Source organism: Pontibacter flavimaris (assembly GCF_001907195.1).
Lineage (GTDB): Bacteria > Bacteroidota > Bacteroidia > Cytophagales > Hymenobacteraceae > Pontibacter > Pontibacter flavimaris.
Window position 1 is genome coordinate 325,768 of the sequence record NZ_LVWA01000003.1, and the last position, 15,046, is coordinate 340,813.

Sequence of the window (15,046 nt, forward strand, 5' to 3'; positions counted from 1 at the left end):
TGCATAAACAGCCGTTCTGCGGAAAGGTTCAGAGCCTGAAATAGGTATAACGCCTCAGCAGCAGGCCATAAGCCAACGAGGCCAGGTACGCCAGCCCGGATCCCAGCAGCGCCCCCAGCAGCACATCGGAAGGGTAGTGCACGCCCAGGTAAATACGGCTGTAGGTCACAATAACCGCCCAGGAGAGCAGCAGCACCTTAAAGATGAGGTACCGCTCGGATAGCACGAGGCTAAAGAATACGGCCAGCGCAAACGTGTTGGCCGCATGCGAGGAGATGAAACCGAATTTGCCGCCACAGTTCTGCACCACGTTGATCACCTCGGCCAGCGCGGGGTCGTGGCAGGGGCGCAGGCGCATAAAGTAGGGCTTCATCAGGCCTGAGGCTATAAAATCGGCGGCCCCGATAGATGCAATTACTAGCAAGACCATGGCGATACTTTGCCGGCGGTAGCGCCATGCCAGGTAACCGATCAGGCCCAGGTAAAACGGGATCCAGACATACTTATCCGACATGAAGATCATGATGGTGTCCCAGATAGGGCTGTGCATCTCGTTGAGGTGGATGAACAGGTCCCTGTCCAGCTGCTTGAGCGTCTCCAGCATTACTCGGCGATGTTAATCCAGTCGATTTCCTTTTTGAGGTAGCCCAGTGTCTGCTCCTCCGCGCTGCCCGGCTCCGGTGTAAAGTTATACACCCAGGAGGCGTGCGTCGGCAAGCTCATCAGAATGGATTCAATCCGCCCCTTTGTCAGCAAGCCGAACTTGGTGCCGCGGTCATACACCAGGTTAAACTCCACGTAGCGGCCGCGGCGTATCAGCTGCCATTGCTTTTCGCGCTCGCCGTAAGGCAGCTCGCGGTTCTCGTTCATGATGGAAGTATAAAACGGGATGAAAGCATAAGCCACATCGCGCACAAAGGCAAAGCGTTCCTCCATGCTAATCTCCTCGGTCTCCATTAGCCTGTCGAAGAAGATGCCGCCCACGCCACGGGTCTCGTCGCGGTGCTCGTTGTAGAAATAATCATCGGCCCACTTCTTAAACTCCGGGTAATAGCTTGGGTGGTGCTTGTCGCAAACGGCCTTCATCTGCGCATGGAATTCCATTGCCTGCTTCACGTCCACGAAGATCGGCGTCAGGTCGATGCCGCCGCCGAACCAGGCCTGCCCGTTGCCGGCCTCAAAATAGCGCACGTTCATGTGCGTGATGGGCACCATAGGGCTGTGCGGGTGCATCACCACAGACACGCCCGTGGCAAAGTAATTCGGGTCAGGCATCTGCAGCGCCTTCAGAAACTGGGGCGACAGCTCGCCGGAAACCGCCGAAAAGTTAACCCCGCCTTTCTCCAGCACATCACCGCCTTCAATCACGCGCGAAGTACCGCCTCCGCCACCCTCGTGCTCCCATACATCAGCGCTAAACAGGGCACCACCGTCGCTGGTCTCCAGGGCATGGCAAAGGTCTTCCTGAAACTGGCGCATGAACGCCTCTACTTTATCTCTGAACATTTTTTTCCGGTTTTTTCGTAACAGGTATTTAGTAGCAGGTAGCGCGACTTTTCATGCCGAAGGACTAGGTGACAAAAGACAATAGCAGTCCTTACGCTCATTCGTGTTTGCGGTCCGCACAGTAAGTGGATTCGGATTAGAAATCCTAAACAGCACTAGATACCCCTATTTATTTCACTGCAAAAGTACCTAATTCTGCCCGCTCTACCGAACCCATTTCTCACTTTACATAAAAGAAGAAAATTTGTAACTTAGAGCAAACCTTAACGCAACCTATGTCACAACAAACCCTGGAAGCCACTAAACTCGATCTGGAATTACTAAAAAAGGCTTACCGACTGATGCTTACTGCCAAAACCATGGCAGACACGTACGAGGAGAACAAGGCGATCTGCAGCAAGTATGTGCACAGCACCTCGCGCGGCCACGAAGCCATACAGCTCGCGGCCGCCCTGCAGCTGAAACCCTACGACTACGCCGCCCTCTACTACCGCGACGACTCCATGCTGCTGGGCATGGGCTTGCAGCCTTACGAACTCATGCTGCAGCTCATGGCCAAAGCGGATGACCCTTTCTCCGGAGGCCGCACCTACTACGGGCACCCATCCCTAAGGCGCGAAGGCTTCCCAACCATCCCGCACCAAAGCTCGGCCACCGGCATGCAGGCGATTCCGGCCACGGGCATGGCGCACGGTCTGGCGTACCTGGAAGGGCAGGGGCTACTGAAAGGCGAGGAGAAGCCGGTTGTGCTGTGCTCGCTGGGCGACGGATCCGTGACAGAGGGAGAGGTGGCGGAGGCTTTTCAGATGGCAGTGCTCAAGGGGCTGCCCATCATCTACCTGGTGCAGGACAACGACTGGGGCATCTCAGCCACGGGCAGGGAGATGCGCGCCATGGATGCCTTTGAGTACGCCGCCGGCTTTAAAGGCTTGGAGCGCCTGCGCGTGAACGGCTCTGATTTTGAGGAATCCTATGAGGGCATGCGCGTGGCGATAGAGTACGCCCGCAAAGTGCGGCGCCCGGTATTGGTGCATGCCAAAGTGCCGCTGCTGGGCCACCATACTTCCGGTGTGCGCCGCGAATGGTACCGGGGCGAAAACCTGCAGCAGCACAGTGTGGAGGACCCTATTCCAAAAATGCGGGAACTGCTTTTAGGCGCCGGCCTGGAGGTGGACGAGGTAAAACTGCTGGAGCAAGAGGCCATGCGCACGGTCGCCAACGACTATGAACGCGCCCTGAACGCCCTATCTCCGGACCCTGCCACCTTTAACACACACGAGTTCGCGCCAACTCCGGTAACTGAGGAGCAGGGAGAGCGTAGCCCGAAAGGAGCTGACAAAACCATTATGGTGGATGCCGCCCTTCATGCCGTGGACGATATCCTGAGAACCTACCCGGAGGCACTGTTTTACGGCCAGGACGTGGGCGGAGAACTGGGTGGCGTTTTCCGGGAGGCCGCACTGCTGGCTAAAAAGTATGGCGATGCCCGCGTGTTCAATACGCCGATCCAGGAGGCGTACATTGTGGGATCGACGGCCGGTATGTCGGCGGTGGGGGCCAAGGCGATCGTGGAGATACAGTTCGCCGATTACATCTGGCCGGGCATCAACCAACTGGTGGAAGAATTGTCGAAGAGCTGCTACCTGAGCATGGGCAAGTTCCCGATCCAATCGCTTATCCGGGTGCCGATCGGGGCCTACGGCGGCGGCGGGCCGTACCACTCAGGAAGTATAGAATCCACGCTGCTCAACATCCGGGGCATCAAAGTGGTGTTCCCCAGCAATGCCGCCGATATGAAGGGACTGATGAAAGCCGCCTTCCTAGACCCTAACCCGGTGGTGATGCTGGAGCATAAAGGCCTGTACTGGTCTAAGGTGCCGGGCACCGAGGACGCCAAGACCGTGGAGCCGGACGAAAACTACATCCTGCCGCTGGGCAAGGCCAACATAGTGCAGCAAGCCGACGAGCAGGAGATGCGGAGGGGCAATAGCATGACCGTGATCACCTACGGGATGGGGGTTTACTGGGCCAAGACAGCCTCCAAACAGTTCCCCGGAAGTATAGAGATCGTGGACCTGCGTACGCTTAACCCGCTGGATTATGAGGCGGTTCGCGCCTCTGTAGAACTCCACGGCAAAGCGCTGGTGCTCACGGAGGAGCCACTACTGAACTCCTTTGCCGAATCGTTGGCCGGACGCTTGTCGAAAGACTGTTTTCAGAAACTCGACGCGCCGATTCATACTTTAGGCGCCGCTAACCTGCCAGCCGTTCCGCTGAACGTGGAGCTGGAGAAAATGATGCTGCCAAATCCCGATAAGGTTGCCGCTCAAATGGAGGAACTGCTGAGCTACTAAGTATAGGGTTTCATAAGTATAAAGTATAAAGCCCAACCAGATCTGGTTGGGCTTTATACTTTATACTTCAAGTTGCGATTAACCCACCCCTAACTCCTCCGAGGAGGGGAATTATTTTACACTTGCAGGAATTCCCCTCCTTGGAGGAGTTAGGGTGGGTTTTCACTTTCCCACCAAAGTAAATCGCAACTTGGGATTTATACTTGTCTAATTTAGAAAGGATAACCGATACCAATCTGCAGGGTGCTTTGGCTGTTGCGGTTTTGGGTAAAGAAGTCCGTAACATTGAATTTGGGTAGCACGAAGCGGTTTCCCGTCCATTGTGCCGGGTCGTATACTTTGGTGGCGAAGTCGAAACGGAGGATGAGTACCGATAGGTCGAAGCGCAGGCCAAAGCCGGTGCCCACGGCCAGTTCCCTGTAAAAGCGGTTGAACTTAAAATCAGCGCCAGGCATGCTTTGGTTCGGCTGCAGCAGCCACACGTTGCCGGCGTCCACAAAAAAGGCCCCGTTAATAAAACTAAACATGTTAAAGCGGTACTCCACATTCGCCTCCAGCAGCACCTCGCCGGGCTGCTCGATGTTATAATCGCGCACAATTATTTTGTTGCCCTCCTTATCCTCGGTTACCGTTAAAGCCGCATAAGAGCCCAGCCCCAGTCGCCGCGACTGCCAGGCCCGCACACTAGAGGCACCGCCAGCGAAGAAGAACTTATCGTAGGGCAGCGTGTTGCCGCTGAACATGGGGGAGGCCACGCCCGCATTCACGCGGTACACAAAGTAGCGCTGCCCGCCCAAGGGTATGTAGCGGCGGTAATCCGGACTGATGCGGCCGTACTGGTAGGTGCGCAGGTTGTTGATGTCCAGGTTCAGGCCCAATTCCTTCGTCAGGCCGCCCAGCTCCACCAGGGTGCGGAAGAAGTGCGCGTTGCGGGTCTGGGTAAAGTCGTTGGTGTTGTAGATGAAGTTAAAACCCACGAAGGAGATGATGCCATCGTCGAAACTGCCGAGCAGGGAGCGGCTGCCGGTACTGTTATTCTCCAGCCTGCTTCTGAACTCCTGGTCCTTAATGTCGCCCTGCACAATGTTGAAGTTGAGCGGCGAAAGTATAAACTGCATCACGGGCGGCTGCATAGGGGTACGGGAGCGCTGCCAGATATAATCAAGCCCCAGCTCGTAGGTAGACCGGACGTACTCCTGTCGGTCTTCGCTGTTGTAGCCGGTGGTAAAGCGCGTACGCGGACTGAACTCCGATAGCAGGTTTTTATTCGTGAACGGGAAAAGTATAACTGGAAACGACAGGGAGGTGTTCACCCCAAACTCTTTAATCATCACGGCCTGGTCCGCGTCGCCAAGGCTGGCCTGGTACTCTATGCCGCCCCGGATGCCGAAGTCCAGGTTCTCAGCCCCACCAAAAACATTGCGCACACGCAGCGTCAGGCTGGAGAAGGGGCCAGGCCGTTTCTCGGTAAAGTTCATACCCAGCTCCGTCGTTTCCTGAAATTTTTTGGCGGGCAGTGCATTCACCAAAGCGATTAACTCATAGGTTGAATCGTTGGGTGTTTCTGCCTTATTGTAGAACACGTTATTAAACTGGAAAACGTCCAGGTCAGCCAGTTTGCGCTGCGTGGTTAGTGTACGAAACTGGCTGTAGCGCTGCCCCGGATAAATGTCTATTTTCTTGTCCAGGATGAGCGGGTTATACTTGTGGTCGTAGGCCACATACTTCACCTCATTGTATACGATCGTGTCGCGCGGGATGCCGAAGCGGTCCGCGTCGGTTTTAAAGTATACATCCTTTATCGTGTATACTTTGTGCGTTGAGTCCTGCTCCGGGCTTTCGATGATGGTCTTCACACGGGCAGTGCTCTCGGCATAGCTGGTGTCCACCTCAAACTCGATGTAGGCCCGCGCGAAATCGTAGTAGCCGCGGTTCTTGAGCAGCTCGTAGAGGCGGTCGCGCTCCAGCGTCAGCTGCTCTTCGTCGTAGCGCTCGCCCAGTTGCAGCAGCGACCTGGGCTCACTGCGCTTCACGATCTGCAGGATGCGCGGGTCCTCTATGCCATAGCTCAGCTCTGCGTAGCGGTAGGGCTGGTTTTCCTTAATGTTGATGTCGATGTAGAGGAGCTTGTCCTGCTTTACCTGCTGGGTATAGTCGGCGCTGTGGTTAAAGTAGCCCTTCGAGTTCAGGTAAATCCCGATCTGGTCCATGGTCTCCTGCATGCGCAGCGAGTCGTAAATGGCGGGAGGCTCGCCGAGCTGCATCACAAGGTTGCCCTCCTGCAGCTTGTCCTCCAGGCGCTCCACCCGGGCGTTATACTTGTCGCGCAGCTTGTTCACCTTCATGGAGTCGGTGCCGGCCTCCTGTATCTTGGTGGCCATCCGGTTCTCCTGTTTTGCTATCCTTGCCCGGATATTTTGCGGATCGTAAAACTTTTTGCCGAAATTGTAGAGCGCCAGGTAGGGGGTGGAGCCCAGCACCATGCGGTTGGGCCGCTGCTGGTAAAGGTTCTGAATAGCAGTCGGATCCACGGTTTCCAGCCCCCTTGACTCCATACTTACAAGCAGCTTCTCGCCCTCCCCCAGATTTTTGGTCGGGATGCAGGCGTTCAGGCCCAGCATTGCAAAACTCAGGGCGGCTATGTATAATCGTGATCTCAAACGTGTCCAGCTATGTTGTCGAAAGCAGTCGTAAAGTATATTAAATCGTTGCAAGTAAAAAAATACCGCAACCAACACCAAGCCTTTGTGGTGGAGGGGGCCAAAAGTGTGCTGGAATTATTACAGTCCGGCTTTGCACTGCAGCACCTTTTCGTGACCGAGGACTTCCTGCGGGATCATACCGCTCTACTTGCCAAAGGTTTAAAATACGAGGTGGTGACCGAGGAAGAGCTCGTAAAAGCCGGCACCTTCTCCAGCAACAACGCCGCCCTGGCCGTAGCAAGTATGAAACAGCTACAGCCACTGCAGATCAGCCCGTCAGACCTGGTTATCGCCCTCGACGACATCCGGGATCCCGGCAACCTGGGTACCATCATCCGCATCGCCGACTGGTACGGCATCCACAATGTGGTCTGCTCCGAAACCTGCGCCGACTTTTACAACCCGAAGGTGATCTCTTCCACCATGGGCTCCTTCACGCGCGTGCAGGTATACTACCTCGACCTTCCAGCCTGGCTGCAGCAGCACACCGGCAAGTATAAAATTTATGGCGCCGCCCTCAGTGGTGAGAACCTGCACCGCATGCAGCTCAGGCCAGAGGGCATCGTGGTGTTGGGAAACGAGGCAAACGGCATCCGGCCCGAGGTGGCGCAGCAGGTGAACCAGCTCATTAAAATACCCGCCTTCGGTGGGGCAGAGTCTTTGAACGTGGCCACGGCTACCGCCATCATCATCGATAACTTCAGGCGCAACAGCTAAAACAAAAGAAGGGCCTGCTACAGCCCCTCTTTCATACTCACCTTAAATTACAAACACGTTTTATACTTAGTAGAACAACCGGACGCCGAAGCTGATCACGTTCGTCTGCGGGCCGCGGTTATCCTTGAACAGGTCGTTCATGTTATACTTGGCGAACAGGTTCAGGCCGCCGTACCCGATCACGCCCTCCACACCGTAATGGAAATCGCTGAGGTTGAAGCTGTCGCGGGTCTTGTCTTTCTCCGTCTTGCCGCCTGCCTCATACTTTAGCTTGGTGTGGCTGCCCAGGCGGTAGCCTACAAAGGGGCCGGCACCCAGCGTGAAGCCATCCTTGCCATTGTCCCGCTTAAACTCCAGCGTCGCCATCAGAGGTACGTTCACGGTGGAGTGGGTCAGCTTCGATTTCTCGAAATTACGCTCCGGGTCCAGGGTGAAGAAGGTCATGTTATCGATGTCCTCCACCACGATGTCGTCCTCGAACATGTAGTTGTTGAAGGCAAACTCCAGGCCAGACACCAGGTGGAAGGGGCTCTTGCGGCCACCGATCTGGGACTTCAGGCGCATGTTCAGGCTCACGTAGCGCGATCCCCACGGCCTCAGGTCCACCATGCTGCGGCCCTGCTCGGTGAAGGCGTTAAAGCCCAGGTCCATGTCGAAGCCCACGTTGGTGGCCTTATAGGATTCCTCCTCCTTTACCTGGCGGAGGCTGTCGCGCTCGTGCTTGGTGGGCATGTCCACGTTTACAGTGGTGTTATCGCCGTCTTCCTCCACATCCACTTTTATCTTGAACACCTTGTTGAGCACTACCTCGTGCGTCTCCTTTTTTACCTTGCCCGTCTGCGGGTCTTCTTCCTGCACGGTAATGGTTACCTGCTCTCCCTGGCCGCCCTCGGCCTCCGACCTGTTAAAGGTTACAGTCATCTCCTTCGACTCCTGGTTTGAGTTTTCCATCTGGTCCACGCGCTCCACATACTTGGTCAGCTCACGCATCAGCGAGTCGAGGCTGTAGTTCTGGAAGGCCTGCAGTTGCTGCATGTTCTCCAGGTGCAGGATCATGGTGGCGCCGTTGGCCATTTTCACCACAATGGTGTCCTGGTCGGTAGTGAGCAGGCGCTCTTTCAAGATATTGCCGCCTTTGGCAGACACACCGGTAGCGGCGGCCATGCAAATGGCCAGTACGAGTAGTAGAATCCGTTTCATGTTTTTGGATTTAGAGATTGATCACTTTTGAGATTTTCTGCTTGCCGATCTGCGTTTCCAGGGCTACCCGGTCGGCACGGATGCCCAGTTCCTCCAACTCCACGCCATCGCCGGAGGCCAGGTTGCGCACCTGCTTGAAGATGTTCCTGGCCAGCGCTTTTCTGCTGTTGCCACTGCCTAGCTGCTCCGTTTCTTCAGGCATGGCCGTCTGGGTGGCCACGGCGCGCTTGATGATGATTTCCACTGGCTCGGCGTTGAGGTTGGCACTGGCAACGGCTGCAGGCTGTGTTACCGGTGCCACTTCTACGGCAGGCGCTTCGGAAGTGGTGTTGGCTGCGATGGCCGGCTGCGCATCTTCCATAGTCACCTCCTGTACAGTTGCCTTAGCCTTGCCTGGCTGCGGTGCAGCTTTAGGAGTTGCTTTGGCTAGGGTTAGCTGCTTTACAGGCTTCTTTGATAGGGTAGATGCTGGCGTTGGTTCATCGGTTGCCTGGGGGGTAAGTTTTTTTTCTGTTTCGGGCAAATTCTCGTCGGCTGCCTCCGCCATCATACTTTCCTTAGCGGTTGCTTCCGGCGCAGGTATCAGTATAGGCTCCACGACTGTACTTTGCTCTGGCAGCGTGCCATCATACTTGGTGATGGTCCCGCTGATTTCGGGTGTGCCTGAGTTGATGTTAAAGAACACCACACCCACCGCCAGCAGCAGCGACAGCGTGGCCGCCACCGCAGAGTAAATCCACAAATAACGCTGCTTGCCCTCTTTCTTCTGCTCCGCCTCCGGCGTCAGAAGTATAACTGGCTTTTCCTCACCGGCCTCCATTCGGGTCTGCAGGCGATTCCACAGGTCGGCGGGCGGAGTGGGAGAGGTGTGGCCCAGCCGCTCCTTGAATAGTTTGTCTATGTCTTCTGGTTTCATCTTTCGTCCTCCTTCTTTATCCGGCTATAGCCGCTTGCCCTTCCAGTCTGCGCTGCAGCATGCTGCGTGCTTTGCTCAACTGCGATTTGGAAGTACCCTCGGTTATCCCGAGCATATCGGCTATTTCCTTGTGTGCATATCCTTCTATGGCGTACAGGTTAAAAACCGCCCTGTAGCCGGCAGGTAAAGTCCCCAGCAATTCCAGCAGCTCGCCCTCGGCCAGGTCATGGTCGGCACTGGTGGGGTTGGCCACCTGCACGTAAGAATCTTCAATGGCCAGGTGCAGCGGCTCCTTCTTGCGCAGAAAAGCCAGCGCCTCGTTCACCATGATCCGGCGCACCCAACCCTCAAAGCTGCCCTTGCCCTCGAAACGGTCCACATGCTGGTAGATTTTCATAAACCCGTTCAGCAGCGCCTCCTCGGCATCCATCTGGTTCTTCAGATAGCGCAGGCACACGCCGTACATCTGCGAGGCAAAGCGCTCGTACAGGAGCTTCTGCGCCTTTCCGTCTGCCCGCTGGCATCCTGCTATCAGTTCTGCTTCTGTCACGCGCTGTAAAGGTTTAATCTATAGTTGTCTTCCGTTTGTCAAGAGGAGCATTTGGTTGCTCTTTACCCCTTAGATGCAGGGTACCCGTAGGGAGGTTGCCTGAGGAAGTATAAATTTTCATCTTTTTTTTGTGATGCCCAAAACGTACACTATAAATCCCTGAACATCAGCTATGATATTTTCAAGTCAGACCCTTGGCTTAGAGCTGATTTGGCGGTAAATATGGATTTGTGGGTCCTGTGCCGTACTTTTGCCGCCATGAGGACCGCTACACTGCTCCTGTCGTTTATCATGCTCTGGATGGCCTTGCAGCCATGCACGGACATCATCATGTCTGCACATGAGCACGCACAGCAGGTAGTGGATCCCGCCCACACCACCGGCGAGAGCCCTTTCCACGAGGACACCTGCCCGGTGTTCTGCGCCTGCACCTGCTGTGCCACCCTCACGGTGACGCACGAGTTCACACAGCTGGTTCTCAGGGTATTGGTAGTCCCGCAGGGAAGGCCCGTGCAGCTGGCGGCGGAGCAGGTAAAACATATCGCCTTTGCGCTGTGGCGCCCGCCACGGCAGGCAGCTTAATTTCTTATGTACCCGGGGTAAGTATAGATTTCCATAACGAGATGTATACTTTGTTTGTGCCGCACAGGCTATACTTTGTGCGGTATCATCACGCTATTCCGGGCAGGTTATACTTAGAATTAAACTGCAGATCATGTTTCAGAAGATTATTAGTTTCTCCATACATAACAAACTGGTGGTGGGGCTGATGGTGCTGGCATTGGTGGTGGTGGGTATTTACAACCTCACCAAACTGCCCGTAGATGCCGTACCCGACATCACCAACAACCAGGTGCAGGTGGTCACTTCCTCGCCCACGCTGGCGGCCCAGGAGGTAGAGCGCTTCATCACCACCCCCATAGAAATTGCCCTTGCCAACGTGCCCGACGCCATTGAGATGCGCTCGGTGTCGCGCTTTGGCTTATCCGTAATCACCGTCGTTTTTGAGGACGGCGTAGACATTTACCTGGCCCGCCAGCTCATCAAGGAGCGCCTCGACCTGGCCGTGGAGGAGATTCCGCCGGGGGTAGGCACACCCGAAATGGCCCCTGTCAGCACCGGCCTCGGGGAGATTTACCAGTACACCATCCACGCGAAGGAAGGAAGCACCAAGGAGTACACACCCATGGAGCTACGCACTATCCAAGATTGGATCGTGCGCCGGCAACTGCTCGGAACGCCCGGCGTGGCCGACGTAAGCAGCTTTGGCGGCTTTTTGAAAGAGTATGAAGTGGCCCTGAACCCGGACCGCCTCCGCAGCCTGAACCTGACCGTGCCCGACGTGCTGGAGGCCATCAGCATGAATAATGAGAACACCGGTGCCGCCTATATCGAAAAAAACAACAGCGCCTTCTTTATCCGTGGCCTGGGTATGGTGAACGAGCTCGGTGACATTGAGCAGATCGTGATCAACAACCGCAATGGTGTGCCGGTGCTGGTGAGCGATGTGGCGGAGGTAAAGTATGGCCACCCCGTGCGCTATGGTGCGCTTACCCGCAACAATGAGGGCGAAGTGGTGGGCGGCATCGTGCTCATGTACAAAGACGCCAACTCCTCGCAGGTGATCAAGGAGGTGCAGGAGCGGGTAAAGACCATTCAGGCATCGCTGCCCGAAGGCCTGGAGATCAGCGCCTATCTCGACCGCAGCGAACTGGTAGACAGGGCTGTGAACACGGTCATCAAAAACTTGATAGAAGGCGGCCTGATCGTGGTGTTTGTGCTGGTGCTCATGCTGGGCAACCTGCGGGCCGGCCTGGTGGTAGCCTCGGTTATCCCGCTCTCCATGCTGTTTGCCATCACCATGATGAACCTGTTTGGCGTATCGGGCAACCTGATGAGCCTGGGCGCGATCGACTTCGGCCTGATCGTGGACGGCTCGGTGATTATTGTGGAGTCTGTGCTGCACTTTATCGTGGCCAAGAACGCCAACCTGCCGCTCCGAAAGCTCACGCAGCGGGAAATGGACCTGGAAGTGGAAAGCGCCGCCTCCAAGATTATGAACTCCGCCGCCTTCGGCATGATCATTATCCTCATCGTTTACCTGCCGATTCTGGCGCTGGTAGGCATTGAGGGCAAGATGTTCCGGCCGATGGCGCAGACCGTGAGCTTTGCCATTATCGGCGCGCTCATCCTTTCGCTTACCTATGTGCCGATGATCTCCACGCTGGTGCTGAGCAAAAAGACAAAGCACAAGCGCAACATCTCCGACCGGCTCATGGACAAGATCATGTACTATTACCAGCCGGTCATCAAGTTTGCCCTGCGCAGCAAAGCACTGATCCTGGGAATGGCGCTCGGCCTGCTGGCCCTCAGCCTGGTAGTGTTCAGCCGCATGGGCGGGGAGTTTATCCCGCAGCTGGATGAGGGTGACTTTGCCATGGACCTGCGCCTGGTGCCCGGAGCATCGCTTGAGCAAACGATCCAAACCACCCTAAAGGCCAGTGAGATATTGCAGAAAAACTTTCCGGAGGTGAAGGAAGTGATCGGCAAGATCGGAACAGCCGAGATACCGACCGACCCCATGCCGATTGAGGCAGCCGACGTGATGATCCTGCTTAAACCCCGCGAAGAATGGACCAGCGCCAGCACCCGCGAGGAACTGGCAGCCAAGATGGATTCTGCGCTGCAGGTGCTGCCAGGCGTGAACTATGGTTTTCAGCAGCCCATCCAGCTACGCTTTAACGAACTGATCACGGGTGCCCGACAGGATGTGGCCGTCAAAATCTATGGCGAGGATCTGAACGAGCTGAGTGCGCTGGCAAGCGAGGCAGAACGCCTGATTCGCCCGGTGCAGGGCGCGCAGGACCTCTTTGTGGAGGAGGTGACGGGCTTGCCGCAGATTGTGGTGGAGTATAAACGCGAGCGACTGGCACAGTATGGCCTACAGGTAGTGGACGTGAACCGCGTGCTGCGCACGGCCTTTGCCGGCGAAACCGCAGGTTCGGTGTACGAGGGGGATCGCCGCTTTGACGTGGTGGTGCGCCTGCAGCAGGATTCTCGCCAGAACCTGAACGATATTGAGGAACTCTTCGTGCCGCTGCCAAACGGTGGCCAAGTGCCGCTGCTACAGGTAGCTGACATCCGTGTGGAGAATGGGCCCATGCAGATTTCCCGCGAGGAAGGCCGCCGCCGCATTGTGGTCGGCTTTAACGTGCGCGACCGCGACGTGGAGTCGATCGTGGAGGAGGTAAAGCTAAAGCTGGAGCAGGAGCTAAAACTGCCCGCCGGCTACTACATCACCTATGGCGGTCAGTTTGAGAACCTGGTAAACGCCAAGCAGCGCCTGCAGATCGCGGTGCCGGCGGCGTTGCTGCTCATCCTGGTGCTTTTATACTTTACCTTCAGGTCGATGAAGCAGGGGCTGCTCATTTTCACGGCCATACCGCTGGCTGCCATCGGAGGCATCTTTGCCCTCTGGCTGCGCGATATGCCGTTCAGTATATCGGCCGGAGTCGGCTTCATTGCCCTGTTCGGGGTGGCGGTGCTGAACGGCATCGTACTGATCGGCTACCTGAACCAGCTCAAACGGGAGGGATGGGACGATGTGTATGAACGGGTGATCGAGGGCACCACCGTGCGCCTTCGCCCGGTGCTCATGACGGCCTCCGTGGCAGCCCTGGGCTTCCTGCCGATGGCGCTCTCCGGGTCTGCCGGGGCAGAGGTGCAGCGGCCACTGGCCACGGTGGTGATCGGGGGCCTGGTAACCTCCACGATGCTAACGCTGGTGGTGCTGCCGGTGCTTTACTTCATCTTTACTTCCAAAGAGGAGAAAAAAGCACAAATTGTTAGGGTACACCCGGTTGTGCTGCTTCTCTTAAGTATAGGTTTATACTTTGGCGGCGGCCTTTCCACTCAGGCACAGGAGGCGCCGCAGCAGCTGGATCTGCAGGGAGCTTTGCAATATGCGCGCGAGAACAACCCTACGCTCCGCGCGGCACAGCTGGAAACCGAACGGCAAAGGGCCCTGAAGGGAGCGGCCTACGATCTGCCCAAGACCAGCCTGAACTATAAGCGCGGCCAGGTCAGTACCGCAGAGACGGATGAGGAGATCACCATCGCACAGCAATTCGCTTTTCCGACCGTGTATGGGCGGCAAGCCAGGCTAGCCGATGCACATGCCACACAGGCGGAGATCCGGCAACGGCTGACGGAGCGGCAGGTGCTGCGCGATGTGAAGCTGGCTTTTGAGCAGTGGCAGCACATGCAGGGCAGGCGGCAGCTTATACTTGCCCAGGACTCGCTCTTCGCCAACTTTGAGCGGGCAGCCCGCGTGCGGGAACGCGCCGGCGAAACGGGAGCCCTGGAGCGCGCCACAGCAGAGGCCAAGCGACTGGGCATGCAAGCCGAGCTGGCACAAGCCACCGCTGACGCAACCATAGCGGAAACCCGCCTGCGCCAGCTGCTGCACGCACCCGAGGGAGCTGTGTATTTTGCCGCGGCCCCGCAACAGAAGTATACCTCCCAGGTATTGACCGACACAACCGCCGCACACGTATGGCTGCAGCTGCTGCAAAGCGAGGTGCAGGTGGCGCAGCAGGAAACCAAGCTTGAGAAGGCCAGGCTGCTGCCGGACTTTAGCATCGGCTACTTCAACCAGACCTTTATCGGCGAGAGCCCGGGGCACGACCCGTCACGGGTTTACGGCAACTCCGACCGCTTTACGGGTGTGGAGGCAGGCATTTCGGTGCCGCTCTGGTTCGGAGCGCAGAAATCGAAGATAACGGCGGCACGCCTGCATGAGCAGGCAGTACAGAAGCAGGCGGAGGCGCGCGAACGTAGCCTCGAAACCGACTTGAAAAACGCCTTGCAGGAGCTGGAGAAGCAGGCGCAGCAGCTTCAGTACTACGAGCAGGGGGCGCTGCAGCAGGCGGCGCAGCTCGAGAAGGCCGCTGACATCAGTTTCAGGCTGGGAGAGGTGGATTACGTGGAGTTTGTGCAAGCCATGGAGCAGGCCTACACGCTGCGCCTGCAGTACCTCAACGCCCTCCTGCATTATAACCAGAGCATCATCAACCTACAGTTTTTAACCGGAGAAGAATAA

Annotated in this window: 10 protein-coding genes; 4 read left to right on the forward strand and 6 right to left on the reverse strand. The window is 56.6% G+C overall.

Annotated elements, in window-relative coordinates; translation table 11 throughout:
- Window positions 1–28 precede the first annotated feature (28 nt).
- Window positions 29–604: a phosphatase PAP2 family protein gene (locus A3841_RS03615; RefSeq protein WP_073850943.1), complete on the reverse strand. Its 576-nt coding sequence runs from the start codon at window positions 602–604 to the stop codon at window positions 29–31.
- Window positions 604–1,506: an oxygen-dependent coproporphyrinogen oxidase gene (gene hemF / locus A3841_RS03620; protein ID WP_073850944.1), complete on the reverse strand. Its 903-nt coding sequence runs from the start codon at window positions 1,504–1,506 to the stop codon at window positions 604–606. Before hemF ends, A3841_RS03615 begins: the two co-directional genes overlap by 1 nt.
- Window positions 1,507–1,781: 275 nt before the next feature.
- On the opposite strand from hemF, the gene A3841_RS03625 reads away from it, so the two are divergent.
- Entirely contained in the window at window positions 1,782–3,860 is a 2,079-nt protein-coding gene (locus A3841_RS03625; protein WP_073850945.1) for an alpha-ketoacid dehydrogenase subunit alpha/beta, read from the forward strand.
- A gap of 212 nt (window positions 3,861–4,072) precedes the next feature.
- Here the strand turns inward: A3841_RS03625 and tamL are convergent, their stop codons facing one another.
- Window positions 4,073–6,520 (reverse strand): translocation and assembly module lipoprotein TamL, encoded by a 2,448-nt coding sequence (tamL, locus tag A3841_RS03630; RefSeq protein WP_235861282.1) that lies wholly within the window; start codon window positions 6,518–6,520, stop codon window positions 4,073–4,075.
- A 12-nt stretch (window positions 6,521–6,532) separates the two neighbouring features.
- Here tamL and A3841_RS03635 point away from each other — a divergent pair, with 12 nt between their 5' ends.
- A complete protein-coding gene (locus tag A3841_RS03635; protein WP_073850946.1) occupies window positions 6,533–7,279 on the forward strand; it encodes a TrmH family RNA methyltransferase in 747 nt (248 codons plus the stop codon).
- Between the two features lie 66 nt (window positions 7,280–7,345).
- Here the strand turns inward: A3841_RS03635 and A3841_RS03640 are convergent, their stop codons facing one another.
- The 3 genes from A3841_RS03640 to A3841_RS03650 are packed head-to-tail and all read right to left on the reverse strand — an operon-like array spanning window position 7,346 to window position 9,945.
- Entirely contained in the window at window positions 7,346–8,479 is a 1,134-nt protein-coding gene (locus A3841_RS03640) for an outer membrane beta-barrel protein (RefSeq protein ID WP_073850947.1), read from the reverse strand.
- Window positions 8,480–8,489: 10 nt separating this feature from the next.
- Window positions 8,490–9,395, reverse strand: coding sequence for a hypothetical protein (locus tag A3841_RS03645; protein WP_073850948.1), 906 nt, complete (start codon window positions 9,393–9,395; stop codon window positions 8,490–8,492).
- Window positions 9,396–9,411: 16 nt separating this feature from the next.
- Entirely contained in the window at window positions 9,412–9,945 is a 534-nt protein-coding gene (locus A3841_RS03650) for an RNA polymerase sigma factor (protein WP_073850949.1), read from the reverse strand.
- A gap of 258 nt (window positions 9,946–10,203) precedes the next feature.
- Here A3841_RS03650 and A3841_RS03655 point away from each other — a divergent pair, with 258 nt between their 5' ends.
- Together A3841_RS03655 and A3841_RS03660 are read left to right on the forward strand one after the other, a co-directional pair.
- Window positions 10,204–10,527, forward strand: a complete 324-nt coding sequence (locus A3841_RS03655; RefSeq protein WP_073850950.1) for a DUF6660 family protein — start codon at window positions 10,204–10,206, stop codon at window positions 10,525–10,527.
- Between the two features lie 133 nt (window positions 10,528–10,660).
- Window positions 10,661–15,046, forward strand: coding sequence for a CusA/CzcA family heavy metal efflux RND transporter (locus tag A3841_RS03660; RefSeq protein WP_073850951.1), 4,386 nt, complete (start codon window positions 10,661–10,663; stop codon window positions 15,044–15,046).

Bases quoted from the DNA above. Each gene is read 5' to 3' on its own strand.
- A3841_RS03625 (WP_073850945.1), top strand. From the start codon at position 1,782: ATGTCACAACAAACCCTGGAAGCCACTAAACTCGATCTGGAATTACTA.
- A3841_RS03660 (WP_073850951.1), top strand. From the start codon at position 10,661: ATGTTTCAGAAGATTATTAGTTTCTCCATACATAACAAACTGGTGGTG.
- A3841_RS03655 (WP_073850950.1), top strand. From the start codon at position 10,204: ATGAGGACCGCTACACTGCTCCTGTCGTTTATCATGCTCTGGATGGCC.
- hemF (WP_073850944.1), bottom strand. From the start codon at position 1,506: ATGTTCAGAGATAAAGTAGAGGCGTTCATGCGCCAGTTTCAGGAAGAC.
- A3841_RS03645 (WP_073850948.1), bottom strand. From the start codon at position 9,395: ATGAAACCAGAAGACATAGACAAACTATTCAAGGAGCGGCTGGGCCAC.
- A3841_RS03635 (WP_073850946.1), top strand. From the start codon at position 6,533: ATGTTGTCGAAAGCAGTCGTAAAGTATATTAAATCGTTGCAAGTAAAA.
- A3841_RS03640 (WP_073850947.1), bottom strand. From the start codon at position 8,479: ATGAAACGGATTCTACTACTCGTACTGGCCATTTGCATGGCCGCCGCT.
- A3841_RS03615 (WP_073850943.1), bottom strand. From the start codon at position 604: ATGCTGGAGACGCTCAAGCAGCTGGACAGGGACCTGTTCATCCACCTC.